Annotated in this window: 15 protein-coding genes; 8 read left to right on the top strand and 7 right to left on the bottom strand. The window is 71.7% G+C overall.

Translation table 11 applies throughout. From position 1 onward, the window contains the following. Positions 1-91 precede the first annotated feature (91 nt). Positions 92-310: a hypothetical protein gene (locus ABT001_RS08160; RefSeq protein ID WP_351274062.1), complete on the top strand. Its 219-nt coding sequence runs from the start codon at positions 92-94 to the stop codon at positions 308-310. Between the two features lie 22 nt (positions 311-332). On the opposite strand, the gene ABT001_RS08155 is transcribed toward ABT001_RS08160, so the two are convergent. From ABT001_RS08155 to ABT001_RS08140, 4 genes are all read right to left on the bottom strand, one after another. Next, positions 333-683, bottom strand: a complete 351-nt coding sequence (locus tag ABT001_RS08155; RefSeq protein WP_351274059.1) for a hypothetical protein — start codon at positions 681-683, stop codon at positions 333-335. A gap of 35 nt (positions 684-718) precedes the next feature. Then, entirely contained in the window at positions 719-1,249 is a 531-nt protein-coding gene (locus tag ABT001_RS08150) for a peptidoglycan-binding domain-containing protein (protein WP_351274056.1), read from the bottom strand. Between the two features lie 224 nt (positions 1,250-1,473). Next, entirely contained in the window at positions 1,474-2,952 is a 1,479-nt protein-coding gene (locus ABT001_RS08145) for a helix-turn-helix domain-containing protein (RefSeq protein WP_351274053.1), read from the bottom strand. Positions 2,953-3,041: 89 nt separating this feature from the next. Continuing rightward, entirely contained in the window at positions 3,042-3,380 is a 339-nt protein-coding gene (locus ABT001_RS08140) for a hypothetical protein (RefSeq protein ID WP_351274051.1), read from the bottom strand. A 202-nt stretch (positions 3,381-3,582) separates the two neighbouring features. Here ABT001_RS08140 and ABT001_RS08135 point away from each other — a divergent pair, with 202 nt between their 5' ends. Then, a complete protein-coding gene (locus tag ABT001_RS08135) occupies positions 3,583-4,758 on the top strand; it encodes a glycosyltransferase family 39 protein (protein WP_351274049.1) in 1,176 nt (391 codons plus the stop codon). Positions 4,759-4,779: 21 nt separating this feature from the next. Here ABT001_RS08135 and ABT001_RS08130 read toward each other — a convergent pair whose 3' ends face one another. Beyond that, positions 4,780-5,190 carry a DUF192 domain-containing protein gene (locus ABT001_RS08130; protein ID WP_351274046.1) on the bottom strand — a complete coding sequence of 137 codons (411 nt, stop codon included), beginning with the start codon at positions 5,188-5,190 and terminating at the stop codon, positions 4,780-4,782. 90 nt (positions 5,191-5,280) lie between these two features. Between ABT001_RS08130 and ABT001_RS08125 the strand changes: the two genes are divergently transcribed. From ABT001_RS08125 to ABT001_RS08115, 3 genes are all read left to right on the top strand, one after another. Next, entirely contained in the window at positions 5,281-6,075 is a 795-nt protein-coding gene (locus ABT001_RS08125; RefSeq protein ID WP_351274043.1) for a prepilin peptidase, read from the top strand. A gap of 70 nt (positions 6,076-6,145) precedes the next feature. Continuing rightward, a complete protein-coding gene (locus ABT001_RS08120) occupies positions 6,146-6,964 on the top strand; it encodes a class I SAM-dependent methyltransferase (protein ID WP_351274040.1) in 819 nt (272 codons plus the stop codon). A 103-nt stretch (positions 6,965-7,067) separates the two neighbouring features. Next, a complete protein-coding gene (locus ABT001_RS08115) occupies positions 7,068-7,523 on the top strand; it encodes a hypothetical protein (protein WP_351274037.1) in 456 nt (151 codons plus the stop codon). Positions 7,524-7,537: 14 nt separating this feature from the next. On the opposite strand, the gene ABT001_RS08110 is transcribed toward ABT001_RS08115, so the two are convergent. Beyond that, entirely contained in the window at positions 7,538-8,716 is a 1,179-nt protein-coding gene (locus ABT001_RS08110) for a winged helix DNA-binding domain-containing protein (protein WP_351274035.1), read from the bottom strand. A 220-nt stretch (positions 8,717-8,936) separates the two neighbouring features. Next, complete coding sequence (gene mgrA, locus ABT001_RS08105) at positions 8,937-9,974, bottom strand: L-glyceraldehyde 3-phosphate reductase (RefSeq protein WP_351274033.1); 1,038 nt, start codon at positions 9,972-9,974, stop codon at positions 8,937-8,939. 206 nt (positions 9,975-10,180) lie between these two features. Here mgrA and ABT001_RS08100 point away from each other — a divergent pair, with 206 nt between their 5' ends. The 3 genes from ABT001_RS08100 to ABT001_RS08090 all read left to right on the top strand — a co-directional run bounded on the left by ABT001_RS08100 (position 10,181) and on the right by ABT001_RS08090 (position 13,681). Beyond that, on the top strand, positions 10,181-10,942 hold the full coding sequence (locus tag ABT001_RS08100) for an isoprenyl transferase (protein ID WP_351274030.1): 762 nt from the start codon (positions 10,181-10,183) through the stop codon (positions 10,940-10,942). Between the two features lie 313 nt (positions 10,943-11,255). Further along, positions 11,256-12,578: an RNA 5'-3' helicase PhoH2 gene (gene phoH2, locus ABT001_RS08095; protein ID WP_351274027.1), complete on the top strand. Its 1,323-nt coding sequence runs from the start codon at positions 11,256-11,258 to the stop codon at positions 12,576-12,578. Positions 12,579-12,967: 389 nt separating this feature from the next. Continuing rightward, entirely contained in the window at positions 12,968-13,681 is a 714-nt protein-coding gene (locus ABT001_RS08090) for an aggregation-promoting factor C-terminal-like domain-containing protein (protein WP_351274024.1), read from the top strand. Positions 13,682-13,792: the final 111 nt, after the last annotated feature.

Genomic DNA, 13,792 nt, shown 5'->3' with positions numbered 1-13,792 from the left:
CGGCGGCCGTCGTCGACGACTGGGGCGGCGGCTGGGGCATCAGCGAGGCCCCGCCGCACCACCAGGGGCGTCAAGTCCCAGCAGTGTCCCCGTGACGCTGAACGTCGGCATCCGGGGAACGGCGCAGCCGGGCCCGCCGTACGCCGGCGACGCGGAGGCGGCGGGCTTCGGCCTGGGCGGCACGGGCGCGGGCGGGCGTGAGGACGTCACGATGCGGGCGATCGGATTCGCCGGGATCGGCGCCGGCTCCGTGCTGGTCCTGGGCCTGGGCGCCTGGCAGCTCGTGAGCCGACGCAGGCGCCCGGCCTGAGTGGAGTGGTCAGGGGAGCGGGCTACTTCACCTCTGTGGTGTAGACCGTGCAGCTGGAGCAGCCCTTGTGCTGCGCCTTACGGAACTTGCCGTTCGGGCTGGTGAGGGTCTTGCTGGTCGAGCCGTGCTTCCAGCTGCCCCAGCTGTCGCCGAGGACACGGAGCCAGGCGTCGCCCGCGCACGACCCGTCGTTGCCCTTCCCGGTGGTCGCCTTGGTCTTGCTGACCGTGCCGGCGTACGACGTGTTGCAGGTCCTCTCCCAGTAGATGAAGTTGCCGTCGTCGGTGATGACCGTGTCCGCGGCTGCCGTCGTCGTGGTGAGCATCAAGGCCGCGGCGGCGGCGCCGAGCACTGTCGCGATGCGCTTGCGCATGAGGGTTCCTCCCGGTGGTGTGCGGTGTGTCGTGGTCAGATGCAGGTGCGCTGTTTGTAGGTGGCGGTCTTCCACGCGCCGTCCAGGTAGAACCCGTGCCGTCCGAGCTCATTGCGCCGCACGGTGAAGTGATGCGCGGCGCCCTGGTACTTGAGCTCCAGCCGCTTGCCGTCCGCGGTGGTGCCGGAGGTGCGAGTCAGCCGGCCGGCGGCCTTGCTGAAGGTGGACTTGTCGGCCTTACCGCTCACGGGAATCCCCCAGCGGGACTGGAGGGATCTGGTGCGGGCGGTGGTCTTGCTGCCGAAGGCGCCGTCGACCTCGGAGTTCGTGAGGAGGCCCTCTGCCCACAAAACCTTCTGCCACAGGCAGGCGGCGTTGGACCGCGGGTAGTAGCCGGCGTGCACGGTCTCGTCGGACCAGTCGTTGCGGAAGCTGCCGCTTCCGCTGACATAGCCGTTGGAGGCAGCCGCGGAAGCAGGCAGCGTGCCCACGGCCAGTGTGGCTCCGAGGGCCGCGCCCAGGACGGCGGCGGCGGTCAGGCGTGGTCCGGCAGTACGGATGGCCATGTGGTTCCCCCGTTGATGTTCCGGCCGCCCCCGTGGCGGCCGGATGGTCTGCGCGTTCCCGTCAACGGCCCGCCCCGTGTGCGTCCGTGTCCGTCACGGCCGGAGCGGCACGCTGGTCAGGCGGACCGAAATCGCAGGCCGGGTGTAGCAGACGTTGCAGACGTTAGGGCGCGCCGTGGACGGCGGGCAATGCGCACGATGCGCAGCCGGGGGGTTGCGACTGTTCACGGTGCACGGTCGATGATGCGGAACGCGTGGACCAGGTCGTGGGTGCCGGGGCCCGGCGGCAGGAGGCCGCGTTGCAGGAGCTGTTCGGCGGTGCGCAGGTGAGCGCGGACGGTAGCGCGGCTGATGCCGAGGTTCCGGGCCGTTCGCTGGGCATCGGTGCCGGCCTCGATCCAGGCGCGCAGGGTCTGGTGCACGGTTCCGCCCGTGCTGAGCTGAAGGGGCCGGAGGAAAGCGCGAGCCCAGGTGATGGCCGCGTCGGTGGACAGCAGGCTGTCCACCGAAGGCGTTGGCAGGGGCTCGGCGACGGCATCGCCGTCGGACAGCTGGAGGTCGGTGATCGCCAGGGCCAGGGCGAGCTCGGCGCGGCAGCGAGGGTCCTGCAGATCGAGGCCGAGGGCGTCCTGGGCGCGCGTCAGATGCGCGGTGACGGTGTTGCGGCTGACGTCGAGCAGCCGCGCCACACCGGAGCGGGGGAAGTTCAGGCAGAGGCTCGTGATGTCGAGGGTGAGCCGGGGAGCCGTCCTGATCGGCTCCAGGAAGGCCCCGGCCCAGAGGAGGGCTTGTTGACCAGGAAGCAGCCCGGCCAGCGGTGGCCGGCCATGGAAATCAGCAATCCGTGCGGGCGTGTGGCGGGCGACGGCCAGGGCATGGCGGGCTTGGTCGTAGGCCCGCGCAGTACCCGGTAAGGGCATGGGTGCGCTGATGCCCAGCGCGTAGTCCGGGTTGTCGCGCACCAGCTCACGCAAGGGAGTGGCCAGGCCGCCGTCTGCGCCGTCGCTGTCGTGGCCCTCGGGCAGCAGACAGATGAGATGGTCGTCGTAGACAGGGCAGCGCACCATCAAGCCACGACCGTGGTACCCGGACGCGTCCCGGTAGGCGTTGACGAGCCTCTCCCGGTCCGAGGGCGGGCAGCGCAGCAGGTGGATACGCAGACGTTCGGCGTCCAGCAACGGTGGAACGGCACCGGCCGTCATCCGGCGGGCCAGCGTCAGTTCTCCAGCCATCAGGGCCATGAAGACCGCCAGACGCAGTCGTGCCGCAGCCTGCTGATAGCGGAGTGCGAGGTCGTCGGCCTGCCGGGCTCGTCGCGACACCTCGATCATGGCGCCGGCATGGGAGGCCAGCGACAGCGACTCCCGCGACAACGGCAACGGGCTGCTCACCACCAGCACCGGACGCGGCACATACCGGCCCAGCGCTTCGCACCGCACATGGAGCACGCCCACCTGTGAGGCCGTAGCAGCCAGTTGCCCGCCCGACAACTGCGCCAGCGCCGGTTGGACGCCCGCAAGGACGTCCGGCGCGAGCCGGGCGGTGGCCGCCTCCACCTTGCCCGCGCGGTCGACCAGGGCGATCTCCGCGTCGAGCTGGCGCCCGAGCCAGTCGATGAGCCCCTGTACGTCGAATGTGGCGTCCTGGCTGCCGCGAAGCCTCAGCTGCCGTAGCAACTCATCGAGTACCTGTGGTGTGGGCACGGCCACCTCCGCCAGGCTCCTGGCGCCGTGTCAGTGTCCGTGTCCGTGTCGGTCCGAGTCCGGTGTCCTGGTCCTTCGGCACACGAGCATTATGGCGCCGAACCCCGTCGTGGAGGGGAGTTTGGGGAGGTTGGGGACGGGCGTGGCGATGCTCGCGTCCGGCCGTGAGCCCCTCTGCGAGGCCTACCTCCGGCCAACGCCCGCATAGGAGGGCACCGTGGGGTCCAGCTGCGTCTCCGGCAACTCGCCGAGTTCAGGCCGCCACTGGTCGGGGGGGCCAGGCCGGGCTCCAGGACATCGAAGTCACCGAAGAACCGGGCGCTCTCGTCGCGGCTGCGCAGAGCCAGGGTGATCTCCCCGGCCCTGTACTGGTTGTCGACCTCGGCGAGCCTGGCGTCGCCAGGTGTGCAGCCGGCATGGGTGATCACCGTCTGGCTGCCCGGCGCCCGCGTACGGCCAGGCGGCCGATACCGGCTGCTTCGGCGAACACCTCGACTGCCCGGAGGCAGGCGTCCTCGACCTGGCCGTGGTCGCCGACGGTGTCAGGGGCAGGCGTTAGCGGGCCGCGAGGAGGGCCGCCGCCGGGCCCGGCCCGCTGACCTGCACGGCAGCGGGCCCATAATCGGCCGTATGCCCGATCAGCAGACGCGCCCCGCCCCGGCGGCGCCCGGAACCCGCAGCGCCCGGCCCCTGCTCACCGCCGCCGCCCCCGCGCTGGGTGCCTACGCGGCGGTCAGGGCCGTCGGGCTCCTCGTCTTCTGGGTGTCGGCGTCGGCCGCCGGGAAGGACGCCCTGCATCTGCTCGGCGGGCGCTGGGACTCCGTCTGGTACCAGCGGATCGCCCAGGACGGCTACGGCTACACCGTCACGCTCCCCGACGGCGGAGTCCACCCCGACCTGGCCTTCTTCCCGCTGCTGCCGGCCCTGGAACGCGGCCTCGCCGAGGTCACCCCGCTCACCGTGCAGGGCGCCGGGATCGCCGTGGCGTGGCTGGCGGGGCTCCTCGCGGCCTGGGGGATCTTCGCCGTGGGCGACCGGCTGTACGGGCGGCGGACCGGGGTGGTGCTGGCCGCGCTGTGGGGCGCGTACCCGACGGCCTTCGTGCAGTCGATGGCGTACACCGAGACCCTGTTCACCGCGCTCACCGTCTGGTCCCTGTACGCCGTGCTCCGAGGCCGCTGGATCGCCGCCGGCGCCCTGTGCGTGCTCGCAGGGCTGACCCGGCCCTCGGCCGCCGCGCTCATCGCCGCGCTGGCGCTCACCGCCGTCGTCGTCCTCGTACGGGAGTGGCGGGCGGGCGGGAGGCGCGGTCTGCTGCGCCGGAACGCGCGGATGCTGCTGGGGGTCTGCCTGGCACCGCTGGGGTGGCTGGCCTACGTGGTGTTCGTCGCCGTGCGGGAGGGCGGCCCGTTCGCGTACTTCGACGTGCAGGCGCAGTGGGGCAACAGCATCGACGGCGGCCGGGCGCTGGCCGCGTTCATCGCCGGACTGCCGCTGCCCGCCGCGCTCGGGCTGTGCGCCGCACTGGGGCTGCTGGGATGGCTGGTGCTCCTGTGCGTACGGCAGCGGCAGCCGCTGCCGGTGCTGGTGTACGGCATCGCGGTCGTCGTCATCTCGCTCATCGGATCCGGCTACTTCGGCTCCCGGCCGCGCCTGATGATGCCCGCCTTCCCCCTGCTGCTGCCCCCGGCCGTCGCGCTGGCAGGGCTGCGCTCGACGGCGCGCACGGCGGCGGTCGTCGCCGCGCTCGCCCTCGGCTCCGCCGCGTACGGGGCGTGGACGCTGCTGGGCCCGGGACCGCCGTGAGCGAAGGAACCGGCGGGCCCGTCAACGTGCGGGCGGCGAGGCCTCGGTGCCGTCGGACCGGGTGACCCGCACCCGTGTCCCGGGCCGCAGGCCCCACCGCCCCATCGCCCCGGCCTCCGCCTCCAGCACATGGCGGGCGCGCGGCCTCGGCAGACCGAGCCGGCCGGGCTTCATCGTGCGGACCGCCAGGACGTTGAACGCCCGGTCGAGGTACGCCACATCGATGGTGAACCGCATCCGGAAGGTGTGCACACCCCCGCACGGGGTGATCAGCAGTGCCCCCTCGACGCCGTCCACGCCGAGCAGCCCACGCGTCCGCGCCCGGTACGAGGCCGCGACCCGCAGCGGTACGTCCCGCACCCCGGAGCCCGCCTCGAACGCCTCGAAGGCCTCGAACGTCAGAGTGCCGCCGCCGTCACGCCATGTCCTCATGGGAAGTGACCGTAACTCCCGTGGCCGGAACGGTACGAGGGCGCCCGGAGCCCGTGCGCCGTCGCGGGGCGGGTCGTTAGGGTCGGGACCGTGGACGCCCTACTGATTGCGGTCGCCGGGCTCTGGGGCGCGGCCACCGGACTGCTGCTTCCGCGCGCCGCGTACCGCTTCGCCGTCGAGCCCGAGGAGCCCTGGCGGGACGCCTGCCCGGCCGGGCACGCGCTGACCGGGCCTGCCAGGGGCTGGCTCGGTCAGGCCCGGTGCGCGGCGTGCGCGGTGGCCGCCGTCCCCTCGCTCCCGGGAGGCGCGGCATCCCGACCCCCGGCACCGGGCCGGCCGGGCGGCTACGCCCCCGCCGTCGCCGCCCCGGTCGCCACGGTGCTCGCCTGCGTGGCCCTCGCCGCCGCCACCGGGGTCCGGCCCGAGGCCGCGGTGTGGCTGCTGCTCACGCCCGTCGCCGTGCTCCTCGCCGCCGTCGACCGCCGTGTCCACCGGCTACCGGACGTGCTGACGCTGCCCCTCGCCGGAGCGGCAGCCCTGCTCCTGGGCGGCGCGGCCCTGCTCCCCGAACACGGAGGGGCCTGGACCTCGGCCCTGTCGGGGGGTGCGGCGCTGGGCGGCTTCTACTACCTGCTCCACCGGATCAACCCGGACGGCATGGGCTTCGGTGACGTCAAGCTCGCCCTCGCACTGGGCGTGGCACTCGGCTGGTACGGCTGGGGGGTGCTCTTCGCGGGCGGCTTCGCGGGCTTCCTGTTCGGCGCGCTGTACGGGACGGGACTGATGCTGATGCGGCGCGCCGGGCGCGGGACGGGCATCTCGTTCGGCCCGTTCATGATCGCGGGAGCGCTCGTCGGACTCCTGTTCGGTGGCCTCGCCGCCTGAATCCCACCCTGCGCACCTGTGTACGCGATATCCGTTCGCACCGGGCCGTGGCGGCTGGCACTCTCGCCTGATGACCGGATCGTCCGTACCCTCCGTCCCTTCCTCCTCCGACGCGCGCTTCGACGCCCTCGTCGCGGAGGCCGACGCCGCCTCCGTCGACGGCTGGGACTTCTCGTGGTTCGACGGGCGGGCCACCGAGCAGCGGCCCTCGTGGGGGTACGCGCACGCCATGGCGGAGCGGTTGGCGCGGGCCCGCGCGGGGCTCGACATCCAGACCGGGGGAGGGGAGGTCCTCGCCTCCGCGTCCGTGCTGCCGCCGCTCACCGTGGCCACCGAGTCCTGGCCGCCGAACATCGCCCGCGCGACCGCCCTGCTCCATCCGCGCGGGGCCGTCGTCGTCGCGGACTCCGACGAGCCGCCGCTGCCCTTCGGCGACCGGGCCTTCGACCTGGTCGTCAGCCGGCATCCGGTGACGACCTGGTGGGACGAGATCGCCCGGGTGCTGGCCCCCGGAGGAACGTACTTCTCCCAGCAGGTCGGACCGGAGAGCGTGTTCGAACTCGTCGAGCACTTCCTCGGCCCGTCGTCCCCCGGACAGCGCGCCGCCCGGGACCCGGAGTGCGCGCGGCGTGACGCGGAGGCCGCCGGGCTGGAGGTGACGGACCTGCGCTCCGAGCGGCTGCGTGTCGAGTTCCTCGACATCGGCGCCGTCGTCCACTTCCTGCGCAAGGTCATCTGGATGGTGCCGGGGTTCACCGTCGCCGCCTACCTGCCGCAACTGCGCTCCCTGCACCGGCGGATCGAGGAGGAGGGACCGTTCGTCGCGCACAGCGCCCGCTTCCTGATCGAGGCGCGGAAGCCGGAGGAGGCGTCAACCCCCTTGCCCTGAAAGCGCTTTCGCCGGTCATGGATGCAACGACATCGCCCGTCCCGCCGTCCTACCCCGGAATAGTGCGACCCTGGTGGTTGAGCGCACAACGAAGGAGCAGGTCATGTCGGTGGGAAGGGAAATGCCGGGCGGAGAGATCGGTGCGCCGACCGGGCGTCCGCGCCACGGAAAGGCCGACTGGCTGACGGGCGCGCGGATCACCGCGGTCCTGGGCCTGTTCTACCGGCCCGAGGGCCGTGCGGGAGAGCCGGAAGCCGTCGAATTCGTCCTGGAGGACGGACAGTCGGTCCTCCTGACCTGCGCCTCCGACCGCACACTGAGCATCACCTCCGGAACCTGGCCCGGCCTCCCCGACTGGTGCGTACCCGCGGGCCAGTGGCAGTTCGAGCAACTGGGCCGGCTGCCCCTCCCCCCGTACGGCGGAGCCTGGACGGTCACCGGCACCCGGGAGCGGCGCGACGAGAACGGAGAGGTCCGGGAGGCGGTGATCCGGTGCGAGAACGGCGACTTCGTGGTCATCGGCGGCGACACGGTGACCATCCGCTTCGCGCCCCACTGAGCCCTGACGCCTGTCTACGCGTGAGCCCCCACGGTCACCTCACCGACCGTCAGCTCAGCGATGCCCTCCATCACCCGGCCCACGTGGTCCACCTGCTCCTCCAGCGCCCGCGTCCGCGCGGCGTCCAGCGGGCTCAGCGGTTCCACCGTCACCGCGATCCGCTTCCCCGAGCGGCGCTGGTGCCACACCCCGGCGACGGTGCCGTCCACCAGCAGCACGGGGAAGTTGCCCGCCTGGCCGCCCGCCAGCGCTCGCCCGTACGCCGCGCCGGGGAAGAGCCGCTCGCGGGGCCGGGAGGCGATGGTGAACGCGTCGAAGTAGGGGAGCAGCCGCACCCCGCGCGGCGCCTCCGACGGGAACAGGGTGTCGCCCGCCGCCACCCATGCCGGGCCGCAGTCCTCGAAGGCCACCTCCTCGATCGCGCCGGCCCCCGCCAGCTCCTCGAAGAGCTGCCCGGCCCAGCCGCGTGGCGCCGCGAGCCACCGGGCGAAGTGGGCCGGCGTGGCGGGACCGTACGCCCGCAGATAGCGCCGCACGAGCGCGGCCGTCGCCTCCGGGCCGGGCATCGGGTCGGTCCCGGGGTTGGTGTACGTGGCCTTCCGGCCCCGGTTCGGCGCGTAGCGGAGGGCGCCCCGGTGGCCCGCCAGATGCAGCACCTGGCGCCAACGGGGCCAGAATCCCTGGAACGCGGGCATCACCAGGTCACCGGCCCAGGGGCCGGTGCGGGCGACCACCTCGTCGGAGAGTTCGTCGATCGTGAGCTCGGCCCCCGTCAGGGCCGCGGCCACCGCGGCCACGACCGCCTCGACCTGCTCGGACGTCATCCCGGCGGCCTTGGTGAAGGGGCTGCTGCCCCTCGGCACGGCGGACAGGGCCCCGGTCCACATCGGCAGCTCCTCGGCGGGCAGCAGATGCACCGTGCCGCGCGGGCCGAACGTCTTGACGAGGGTCCGGTCCGTCCACAGAGCTGTACGCACATCCGTACGTGTCACCCCGGGCGCGCGGAGCCCCGCCGAGAGCTCGGCGGCGGACAGCACCTGCGCGTGCGCCCCGAGCATCGAGGCGACGGCGGCGGTGGCGTCGGGGGCCGTGTCACTTGAGGACGAGGCGTTCCCGGACAGGAACTGCCGGTCCAGGCGCCGTGCGTTCCCCCGGGACCAGCTCACGGTCGTGCTGCGCGCTCGTGTCGTCATGGCCCGAATCTAGGACGGCAACAGGACCGTTCCTGTCCTGTTGCGGCCCCGACCCGGGCGCCGGAGGTGTGCCCGCAGAGCAGTCCACCGAATTCGGAGAGTGATTATTTCGTGGCGTGGCACGCAACAGCACTTACGAAGGGTTATGGTGGAAACCCCCCCTCGGGCCGGTCCGTAACCCCCCCCACGGACCGGCCCGTTTTTTTGTGCCCGGAGTGCGCTAGCGCCGGTTGGCCCAGATGTTGGTGCTCGCGGTGTCCACGGCGAAGGTGTCGATCTCCGTCAGCTCGGCCGCGGTCAGCGCCGGGGCGGCCAGCGCGGCCACGTTCTCCTCCAGCTGCTTCACGCTCGACGCGCCGATCAGCGCCGAGGTCATCCGGTCGTCCCGCAGGACCCAGTTGAGGGCCAGCTGCGCGAGGGACTGCCCGCGGCCCCTGGCGATGTCGTTCAGCCCGCGCAGCCGGCGCAGCATCTCGTCGGACAGCAGATCCGGGTCCAGGGACTTGCCCTGGCTGGCGCGCGAACCCTCGGGGATGCCCGTCAGGTACTTGGCGGTGAGCAGACCCTGGGCGAGCGGCGCGAAGGAGATGCAGCCCATGCCGGCCGTCTCCAGCGTGTCGAGCAGCCCGTCCGCCTCGGTCCAGCGGTTGAGCATGGAGTAGGACGGCTGGTGGATCAGGGCGGGCACGCCCATCTCCTTGAGGAGCCGCGCCGCCTCGGCGGTCTGCGCCGCGTTGTAGGAGGACACGCCCGCGTACAGCGCCTTGCCCCGGGTCACGGCGGAGGCGAGCGCGCCCATCGTCTCCTCGAGCGGGGTGGCGGGGTCGAAGCGGTGCGAGTAGAAGATGTCGACGTGGTCGAGGCCCATCCGCTGCAGGGAGGCGTCGAGCGAGGACAGCAGGTACTTGCGGGAGCCCCACTCGCCGTACGGACCGGGGTGCATCCGGTAACCGGCCTTGGTGGAGACGACGAGCTCGTCCCGGTACGGGGCGAAGTCCTGGCGGAAGAGCTTGCCGAAGTTCAGCTCGGCGGAGCCGGGCGGCGGGCCGTAGTTGTTGGCCAGGTCGAAGTGGGTCACACCCAGGTCGAAGGCGCGGCGCAGGATCGCCCGCTGGGCCCCCAGGTCCCGGTCGTCGCCGAAGTTGTGCCAGAGGCCGAGCGAGATCGCCGGCAGCTTGAGCCCGCTGCGGCCGGTGCGGCGATATTCCATGGAGTCGTAGCGAGAGGTGTCGGCGAGGTAGGAGAGGGAATCAGTCACGTTTCACTCCTTATCACGGACTTGTGACACACCGGGTTGGGCCGCCGTGACCCGTCCGCAGTAATGTGGCGGCTTCGGGACATGCCGATCCGCGGCACGAGAGCGCGGTGCGCGGACGCGCGGCGATCCCCCGGGGGGCGGCCCCGGACCCCCGTCGAGGGGGAGGGCGGGCCTCGGGCCCGTACAGAACCGAGAGGGTGAACTCAGTGAACTTGCGCGACCTGGTGTACGGGCTCTACGCACGCCGGGTGGGAGGCCGCCTGGATCACGACCAGGTGCCCAAGCACATCGGAGTCATCCTCGACGGCAACCGGCGCTGGGCGAAGGCGTCCGGCGGCTCGGCGGTGCAGGGACACCAGGCCGGGGCGGACAAGATCTCCGAGCTGCTCGGCTGGTGCAGCGAGACCGACGTCGAGGTCGTCACCCTCTGGCTGCTCTCCACGGACAACTTCGACCGGCCCGAGGCGGAGCTCATCCCGCTGCTCGGCATCATCGAGAACACCGTGCGCCAGCTCGCGTCCGACGGCAGGTGGCGCGTCCACCACGTCGGCACGCTCGACCTGCTGCCCGCACGGACCCAGACCGTCCTCAAGGAGGCCCAGGAGGCCACGGCGGACGTCGACGGGATAATCGTCAACGTCGCCGTCGGCTACGGCGGGCGCCAGGAGATCGCGGACGCGGTCCGCTCCCTCCTCCTGGAGCACTCCGCCAAGGGCACCACCTTCGAGGAGCTCGCCGAGGTCGTCTCCACGGACCTGATCTCCGAGCACCTCTACACCCGCGGACAGCCCGACCCGGACCTCGTGATCCGTACGAGCGGGGAGCAGCGGCTGTCGGGCTTCATGCTCTGGCAGAGCGCCCACTCGGAGTACTACTTCTGCGAGGTCTTCTGGCCGGCCTTCCGCAAGGTCGACTTCCTGCGCGCCCTGCGCGACTACGCGGCGCGTCACCGGCGTTACGGGGCCTGAACACCGCGAGACCCGGAAGAGAACGGAAGGTCCTGGTCGCAGGCCGGGGCATGGCTTCGCGCGTTCGAGGGAATACAGCTCTCAGGTCGACGTCCGGTCAGCAACCAGGCGGACGTCGCAGCCAAGTGAGCGGCACCCAGCCCGCTCGCCCGGGAGGCCCTTTGCACACGAAGGACCGCACACCGTGCGGCCGACGCGGAGGGCCGGAGTCCGGCCCGCGCTCGGGGTCCGGACCCGGCCCGTTCTCTCCCTTTGGGAAGTTCCGCGACGTCCGTCGCACTCCCCGACCTCGTCCGAGGGGGTACGTCCTTCCGTGGTGACCAGCACCAAGCGCCGCATGCCCGACAGGCGCACCTATGTTCTCGACACCAGCGTCCTGCTGGCCGACCCCAACGCCATGGCCCGGTTCGACGAGCACGAAGTCGTGCTCCCGATCGTCGTGGTCACGGAGCTGGAGGCCAAAAGGCACCACCCCGAGCTCGGGTACTTCGCCCGGCAGGCCCTGCGCCTGCTGGACGACTTCCGGGTCCGGTACGGCCGCCTGGACGCCCCGATCCCGCTCGGGGATCTGGGTGGGACGCTCCGTGTCGAACTCAACCATTCCGACCCCGGCGTCCTGCCCGCCGGCTACCGGTTGGGGGACAACGACTCACGGATTCTCGCGGTAGCACGCAATCTGCAGGCCGAGGGGTACGACGTAACCGTCGTCTCCAAGGACCTGCCACTCCGGATCAAGGCCTCCTCGGTCGGTCTCCTCGCCGAGGAGTACCGCGCCGAACTCGCCATCACCGACTCGGGCTGGACCGGGATGGCGGAGCTGGCACTCGCCGCCGAACAGGTCGACCTGCTGTTCAGCGAGGAGACCCTCTACATCCCCGAAGCCGCCGATTACCCCGTGCACACCGGGCTGGTCCTCCAGTCCGACCGCGGCAAGGCGCTCGGCAGGGTCACGGCCGAGGGCAACGTACGTCTCGTACGCGGCGACCGGGAGGCCTTCGGGATCCACGGCCGCAGCGCCGAACAGCGCATCGCGCTCGAACTGCTCCTCGACCAGGACGTCGGCATCGTCTCCATGGGCGGCCGGGCGGGCACCGGGAAGTCGGCCCTGGCCCTCTGTGCGGGCCTGGAGGCCGTGCTGGAGCGCCGGCAGCACCAGAAGGTGATGGTCTTCCGGCCGCTCTACGCCGTCGGCGGGCAGGAGCTCGGCTATCTCCCCGGCAGTGAGGCCGAGAAGATGAGCCCCTGGGCGCAGGCCGTCTTCGACACGCTGTCGGCGGTCGCCGGGCGCGAGGTCATCGAAGAGGTGCTGGGGCGCGGGATGCTGGAGATCCTGCCGCTCACCCACATCCGGGGCCGCTCGCTCCACGACGCGTTCGTGATCGTGGACGAGGCGCAGTCCCTCGAACGGAACGTCCTGCTGACCGTGTTGTCCCGGATCGGGGCCAATTCGCGCGTCGTGCTCACGCACGACGTGGCGCAGCGGGACAACCTCAGGGTCGGCCGGTACGACGGAGTCGTCGCCGTGGTCGAGAAGCTGAAGGGGCATCCGCTCTTCGCGCACGTCACGCTCACCCGATCCGAGCGTTCACAGATCGCCGCACTCGTGACCGAAATGCTGGAGGACGGCCACATCTGACCCGCTACACCCCATAGGTGCCGCCCGGCGAGCCAAGGAGCTTAGCCGGGCGGCATCGTGTTGCGCCGTCATTTCCGAAAAAGTGGTGCGCCAAACGAGGTGTGAGCTTTCACACGCAACACAGAATTGCAACGTGCCGTGTCCTTCCGGCAGAGTCTTGCTTCCGTCAGGCCCCGCATACGGCACACAGGCACCTCCGAAGGCGCCACGCACCACACAACTCCACACAAGCCGTCCGTATGCCGCCCGCGAGCACCACGCGGCGCTTCCGCGAGGAAGTCGCCCACCGGGCCCGTGCCTCCCGTGACCCAAGCAGTAGGGAGGCCAGTGTCAGGGGCACGATTGCGCCCGCGAGGTCACCTAAGCGGGCGATGCTGGAAGGACACCGTGTGAGCCGGATCTCGGTCCGGGGGTTCGCCGTGGCATCTGCCACCGCGGTCACCACCGTTGGCGCCGTCGTAGGCGTTGCGTCGGGCAGCACTCCCGCTGTCGACGACAACAACTTCGAGGCGGCCGCAGCCGACACCACGCTGCTCGCAGACATCCCCGCGGGCCAGCAGGCCCAGGTCCAGACCGCTTCGCTGACGCAGCAGGCCGACGCGCAGGCGTCGGCAGCCGATGCTGCGGCCAAGAAGTCCGCCGAGGAGACGGCCCGCATCCAGGCCGCCAAGGACGCCACTTCGAAGAAGCAGGCGGCCGAGGACAAGCTGGAAGCGGAGCGCGAAGCCAAGGAGAAGGAGAAGAGGGACGCCGAGCGCGCCAGCCGCGACTCCGTCCGTGACGCCTCCTCCTTCTCGGCGCAGGGCTCCTACAGCGTGGCCGAAGTGCAGGCGATGGCCCGCCAGATGGTCCCCGCCGACCAGTTCCAGTGCTTCAGCAACATCGTGAACCACGAGTCGACCTGGAACTACAAGGCCACCAACCCGTCCTCGGGCGCGTACGGCCTGATGCAGGCGCTGCCCGGCACCAAGATGGCGTCCGCCGGTGCCGACTGGCAGACCAACCCGGCCACCCAGATCAAGTGGGGCCTCAGCTACATGGACGGCCGTTACGGCAGCCCCTGTGGCGCCTGGTCCTTCTGGCAGGCCAACAACTGGTACTAGTAACTCACCGGGTTCCCCGCTCAACTCCGCGAAGCCCCGCACCGTCCTACGGTGCGGGGCTCCGCGCGTGTACGGTCGACCCGGACAGCTCCGGGGGCGTGCGTGGAGCGT

It is taken from the genome of Streptomyces sp. NPDC002793 (assembly GCF_040295485.1).
In the GTDB taxonomy this organism is placed as follows: Bacteria; Actinomycetota; Actinomycetes; order Streptomycetales; family Streptomycetaceae; genus Streptomyces.
Note: the sequence above shows the minus strand (reverse complement) of the source record. Positions and strands in the feature narration are given on the sequence as shown.